Consider the following 1,758-nt stretch of genomic DNA (forward strand, 5'->3'; position numbering starts at 1 on the left):
ATACAAACAAATGTGGAAGGAGTATGGGCTCGAAATGGCAATCCATTTTGCCACACACATACACACACACACACGCGGAGAAAAAAATGTCGCCGAGGTAGACAAATCCGACGATGCCACCGACGAAACAGAGAGGTCGTCCGTACACAGCGACAGTGGGGGGGAAGAAGATGAAGGTGAGGATTACGAAGACGGTGAAAGTGAAACCGATGAGGGACCAACAGAAAGCGAGTGTGATGGCTCTAGTGACGAAGATGATGGGGAAGAGTCAGGAGAATAAGACCCGCTGTCTCCCTATCGAGACGGGGGTTCAGCATAACTCGGCAATCGGGCCTGCGGATTGCCGTTGTATTATCCCCCAAATCTCTCAGGGAACGGAGTCGTATGAGCGGATTGGGGATAAGATTAAGCCTAAGTCCCTTGTTCTCAAGGGAGTGATTACGATTTCGCCGGATCAGCCGTCCGATAATCGTGTATTGTTTGTTCGTCTTCTGTTGCTCGCCCAGAAGACAACCAAGTCCCCTGGTGTCATTAACACTGGGGGTGCGCTGACGAACCAGTTGCTTCGTCCGAATGTTGGAGCAGGGAATACGGAGGTTGCGTATACCGGACTTGCTCGAAACATTTATGACCCTATCAATCGTGACTTGTTCCGTGTTTACATGGATAAGACCATTAAGCTATGCCCTGTGAACCAGGCGACTTCAGTCGAGACTCGGGCACAGACTGCATATACTTACTCGTATAAGTTCAAGGAGTTGCCTGCGTCTCTCACTTTCAGTGAAGACCAGCCAACTTTCCCTAATAACTTTGCGCCGTTTTTCTGCCTTGGCTATGCCTATGGAGATAACGGCACCCCTGATACGGTTCAGACCCGTGTCATCAATACCTGCGCTTCGTATCTTTCGTATGAAGATGCTTAAAGAAGGTTTGAATACTCCTTGACGGGGCGTGCTTTGGGTCCCGTCAGAGGTCGTGCCTCTCGAGGACGGAACGGACCGGAGGCAACGGCTCCGTGCCTCGACAGACCCTCTGTCGAGACGCATCAAACGCCGTGCTTTGGGGTGAGGGACACCCCCCATGGCTACCAGTCAAAATCGTCTACAGTATTAAGACGATTTTGCTTGGAAAATCTTTTCTCCCATTAGACCAAACATGGCTAATGGGATTACGACCGCTTTTTGGAGCGTCACGCTTAACAACTATGATGAGCGTGATTTGGCGATCATGGAGCGAGGCTACCCGGATTATTGCCGGAAGGTCGTATGGACGCTCGAGGAGGGAGAGCGCGGAACGCCTCACATACAGGCGTTCGTTAAGTTGCAAAGGCAACAGCGAATGTCATTCGTGAGGAAGTTATTTCCGGGGGGACATTACCGCCCATTGACTAGTGATGAGTATATTCTCAACACGGAGTCATACGTGCAGAAGAATGATGCGACGACTCGGTCGGCTCATATTCAGCAGTTTAATGACCCGATACACACGTTGGAGACGGTGTGTAGGCGGGTAGGCCGTAAGGCTGTTGAAACTGCCGAGGACTATCGGCAGAAACAGAATAGTGACTCATTCGAGGTTATCCGAATGAGCGTTCAGAAGGATATGGTCGTAGAGGATTTCCGCTACGCCAAGGTGTTTGTATCGGCATCATACAAACAAATGTGGAAGGAGTATGGGCTCGAAATGGCAATCCATTTTGCCACACACATACACACACACACACGCGGAGAAAAAAATGTCGCCGAGGTAGACAAATCC

Annotated in this window: 1 protein-coding gene and 1 pseudogene; both read left to right on the forward strand. The window is 50.4% G+C overall.

Features of this window, described 5'->3' with window-relative positions:
- A pseudogene (locus tag HWQ67_RS17660) lies at positions 1–280 on the forward strand (hypothetical protein); the annotation flags it as partial.
- 875 nt (positions 281–1,155) lie between these two features.
- On the forward strand, positions 1,156–1,758 hold a 603-nt coding region (locus tag HWQ67_RS17665; RefSeq protein ID WP_218254013.1), incomplete at its 3' end, for a hypothetical protein.

This window comes from Candidatus Magnetobacterium casense (assembly GCF_019173545.1).
GTDB classification, from domain to species: Bacteria; Nitrospirota; Thermodesulfovibrionia; order Thermodesulfovibrionales; family Magnetobacteriaceae; genus Magnetobacterium; species Magnetobacterium cryptolimnobacter.